This is a genomic window from Micromonospora globispora, from assembly GCF_003857015.1.
GTDB classification, from domain to species: Bacteria; Actinomycetota; Actinomycetes; order Mycobacteriales; family Micromonosporaceae; genus Micromonospora; species Micromonospora globispora.
In genome coordinates, this window is sequence record NZ_QGGF01000487.1 from 1 (window position 1) to 3,827 (window position 3,827).

General features: G+C 73.9%; 3 protein-coding genes and 2 pseudogenes. 3 read left to right on the forward strand and 2 right to left on the reverse strand.

Features of this window, described 5'->3' with window-relative positions; all coding sequences use genetic code 11:
* Nucleotides 1-508 (forward strand): annotated as a pseudogene (locus DKL51_RS25985) (cytochrome c biogenesis protein CcdA); the annotation flags it as partial.
* A gap of 9 nt (nucleotides 509-517) precedes the next feature.
* On the forward strand, nucleotides 518-961 hold the full coding sequence (locus tag DKL51_RS25990) for a GNAT family N-acetyltransferase (RefSeq protein ID WP_109942700.1): 444 nt from the start codon (nucleotides 518-520) through the stop codon (nucleotides 959-961).
* Between the two features lie 15 nt (nucleotides 962-976).
* Here the strand turns inward: DKL51_RS25990 and DKL51_RS25995 are convergent, their stop codons facing one another.
* Both DKL51_RS25995 and DKL51_RS26000 read right to left on the reverse strand, forming a co-directional pair.
* Nucleotides 977-2,083 (reverse strand): hypothetical protein, encoded by a 1,107-nt coding sequence (locus DKL51_RS25995; RefSeq protein ID WP_124812610.1) that lies wholly within the window; start codon nucleotides 2,081-2,083, stop codon nucleotides 977-979.
* Between the two features lie 57 nt (nucleotides 2,084-2,140).
* Nucleotides 2,141-2,914: a hypothetical protein gene (locus DKL51_RS26000; RefSeq protein WP_124812611.1), complete on the reverse strand. Its 774-nt coding sequence runs from the start codon at nucleotides 2,912-2,914 to the stop codon at nucleotides 2,141-2,143.
* Nucleotides 2,915-3,156: 242 nt separating this feature from the next.
* Here DKL51_RS26000 and DKL51_RS26005 point away from each other — a divergent pair.
* Nucleotides 3,157-3,827, forward strand: a pseudogene (locus tag DKL51_RS26005) (hypothetical protein); the annotation flags it as partial.

Sequence of the window (3,827 nt, forward strand, 5' to 3'; positions counted from 1 at the left end):
GTTCGGGGCGGCGTACGCCGTCGCCTCGCTCGGCTGCACCATCGGCCCCTTCCTGGCCGTGGTGGTCGCCGGTTTCCGGGCCGGCAGCCCAGCCGCCGGGGCGGGGCTCTTCGTCGCCTACGCGCTCGGCATGGGCCTGGTGGTGGGCGCGGCGGCGCTGGCCGTCGCGCTGGCCCGGGAGTCCCTGGTCCGGCGCACCCGCCGCGCCGCGCCGCTGCTCGGCCGGGTCGCCGGCCTGCTGCTGGTGCTGACCGGCGGCTACGTCGCCTGGTACGGCTGGTACGAGATCCGGCTCTTCTCCGGCGGCGGCGCGGCCGACCCGGTCATCGAGACCGCCGGCCGGCTGCAGAGCGCGGTCAGCGGATGGCTGGCCGGGCTCGGTCCGTGGACGGTCGGCGCGCTCGCCGCCGCACTGCTGGCGGTCGCGGTCGGTCTCACCGTGGCCCGCCGTCGTCGCACCACCACCACCCGCTGCACCGCGGAGCCCGAGCGGGTGGACGCGGCCTAACATCGCAGGGTGCCGCAGACCATCGAGATCCGGGTCGCCCCCTTCGCCGACCTGGACGCCCGCACCTTCCACGACCTGCTCCGGCTCCGGATCGACGTGTTCGTGGTGGAGCAGGCGTGCCCGTACCCGGAGCTGGACGGCCGGGACGTCGAACCGGGCACCCGGCACCTCTGGCTGACCCGGGACGGCGACGTCGTGGCGTACCTGCGGATCCTGGCCGATCCGGGGGGCGTCGCGCGGATCGGGCGGGTCGTGGTGGCGCCCGCGGCCCGGGGCGCCGGACTCGCCGGCCGGCTGATGACCGAGGCGCTCGCCCTGGTCGGTGACCGGCCGTGCGTGCTGGAGGCGCAGACCCACCTGGTTGACTTCTACGCCGGGCACGGCTTCACGGTCAGCGGCGCCGAGTACGTCGAGGACGGCATCCCGCACACCCCGATGCGCCGGGACAGGTGAGCCGGAGCGACCGCGTCAGAACGCCGGATTGACGACCACCGCACCCCCGACGACGTCCACGGTGCCCGAAACCTCGAGCGTCTCCGTGCGGTTGATCAGCGGCGCCCCGGTCGGCGAGGTACGGATCACCACCTCGATCTCCCCCGGCATCTCCGTGCGGAAGCCGAGCGGGTGCTCGATGCCGCCGGTTTCCTCCACCAGCACGGTCGGATAGCGGGTGATCCTGCGCGAAGCCCGGGCGGCCCGCAGCTGGGCCAGGGTCAGCGTCATCACGTCGGCCAGCCGACAGCGACCCGGGGCGTTCACCTCCCGGCTGGCCGCGCACGCGTCCAAGTGAACGCGGATCTGCCGGTCGATCTCCAGACGGGCGTCGGCCCGTACCCGGGTCGTCAGCTGCACCTCAGGACTGCTGCCGGCGAGCGCGGTGACCGGGTCGGCCTCGAAGAGCGGATGCTCGGCCAGGGCGACCTGGTAGGCGCCGGGGAAGACCACAAGGTCGCGGCCGGAGCGCCGGTACGGCGTGCCGGCGACGATCAGCACCCCGTCCCGGATACTGCTGGTCACCCCCAACCCGACAGGCCCGCCCAGCATCACCCAGCGGTCGCCGTACGGCCCACCCCGGCCCAGCCTCACCTCCCTCTGCCAGGCCCGGCCAGCCAGCTCGCCGTCCACCCGCACCAACGCCTCCTCCTCTTCCTTCTCCTCCCCCTCGCGGGGAAAGTGGGGCCTCGGTGCGGGAAGCCGGGTGAGCCGGATCCTGCTGGGTGGCGTGTAGCCGGGGCTTCTCAGGATGGCGTCCGTCAGGAGGGCGACGTCCTTGTCCACGGTGACGTCGGAGAAGAGAAGCATCCGGGCCGCGCCGGCGTCCCGGGCGGCGAGCGCCGCGTAAAAGTCGCGCACCACGGTTTCCGGCGACTGTCTTCCGGTCAACAGCACGATCGCGGTCACCACCACCAGGAGCAGGACCGAAGCGGCGGCCAGGTACCGCCGGCCACGGCGGCCGCGCAGCACGCCGACAAGGCGTCCCGGCGGGCGCCGGTGCGAGCCGGGGTCTCTGCCCGCCCCGGCGACGGGGGCGTGCGGGACGACGGGCGGGAAGGATGCGGCAGCGGAGCGATCCATGGCAGGTCCTCAGCGCGATCGGAAAGAGGGCGACGAAAAGGGAAGGGACCCGGGCGGTCAGGTGACGCCGACGAGGACGTGCTCGTCCCCGGCGGGAACGGTGACGTCGGCGGAGAGGGCGGCGTCGCGGCGCTCCGCGTCGAGGCGCGTCCGGCGTCGCAGGCACTCCCGCTGGGCCGGGTCGGTGAGGGCGCAGGTGGGCAACCGGACGAGCCCGACCCGATTCGCGTAGTCGCCGCCGTAGACCTGGGCGAAGTCCCAGTAGGAGACCCGCAGACGAACGGTGGCGGCAGCGGTCACGCCATCCGCGCAGGACAGCCGCAACAGCGCCCCGGAGACACCCGCCGCCTCCCGGGTCCGGTCATCCAGCACCTCCACGCGGACCGAGGTGGGACGCACGGACGAGACGCCCGTGAGAGTCACCGGCAGGTCACCCACTCTGGTCTCCACACCGGCGACGGGCACCCACGCGCTCGCCGGACGCGGCCGGTTGGTCCGCTCGATCCGGTACGGCACCATCTCGTCGGTCTCGGAGCGGACCGGGGTGCGCACCGGCGGTGGCGGGTGGACCGGTACTGCGCCGTCGGTCGACGAGGCCGTCGGGACGCCGGACCCGGCCGCCGCGGCGATGGGCGTGCGTGGTGTCGCCGCCACCAGCGCCAATGCCGGCGCGGCGGACGTTCCGCAACCCCCCACCACGCTGCTGACCACAATCACCGTCGTCGCCACCATGACCACCCCGGCCGCCCCCGCCGCGAGGCCCCGGCGAGACCTCGTCGTGAGGTGGCGAAGCAGCGGCGACTTCGCGGCGTGCCGGCCGGAATATCCCACCGAAGCTCCCCCGTTCGTCGATGGACCTCGACACTCTAGGGGCTGGTACCGGATCGCATGGTCCCGCCGATCACCCTGTCGGGTGGCTGCGCGGCTGACCGGCGTGTCGGAGTAACGGATCGAGCATCGATGGCGCTGTGCCCTCCGGTGAGATCATTCGGAGGGACTCAACTGTGAAACTAACGGGGATTCGCTGGAGCGGCCGGACGGCCGGTATCGGGGCCGCGATAGTGGCCACCGCCGTGGCCGGTACCGCGAGCCTGGTCGCGGTGGGCTTCAGCGACGACGTGGCGGAGTGGGCCGCGGGGGACGGGCCGGTCACCACCGCCCTGCACACCGTGAACTTCCCGGCCGCGAACGGCCGCGAGGTGACCATACCGAAGCGGGACACCGACCGCTTCGCCATGATCGGGGTGACCTGGACGAACCCCAAGCTCGACTTCAAGGGCACGATCTCTGTCCGGACCCACGCGATCGACGGCGACTGGTCGGGCTGGCGGCCGCTGGAGATCGACAACCACTTCGGGCCGGAATCCGGCACCGAGGCGACCGCCGGCAAGGTGCGGGGCGGCACGGATCCCCTCTGGGTCGGCCCATCCGACGGGGTGGAGGTGCGGGCCGCGACGGCTGGCGGCGCCACCAGCGACCGGCTGCCCGACGGCCTCCGCCTGGAACTGGTCGACCCGGGTCAGGCGAAGCGCCGCAAGGCGGGCGCCGCCGGCTTCGGCCAGACCCGGCCGGAACGCCTCCAGCCGGTCGCCGAGGTGCAGGCCCTGGAGCCGACCCCGACCGACCCGGCCCCGACCGACACCACCACGACCGCACCGGCGCCGACCGACACCGCCACGACGACGGCCCCGGCCGAGACCACCGCACCGGCGCCGACCGACACCGCCACGACGACGGCGCCGGC

Bases quoted from the DNA above. Each gene is read 5' to 3' on its own strand.
- DKL51_RS25995 (WP_124812610.1), bottom strand. From the start codon at position 2,083: ATGGATCGCTCCGCTGCCGCATCCTTCCCGCCCGTCGTCCCGCACGCC.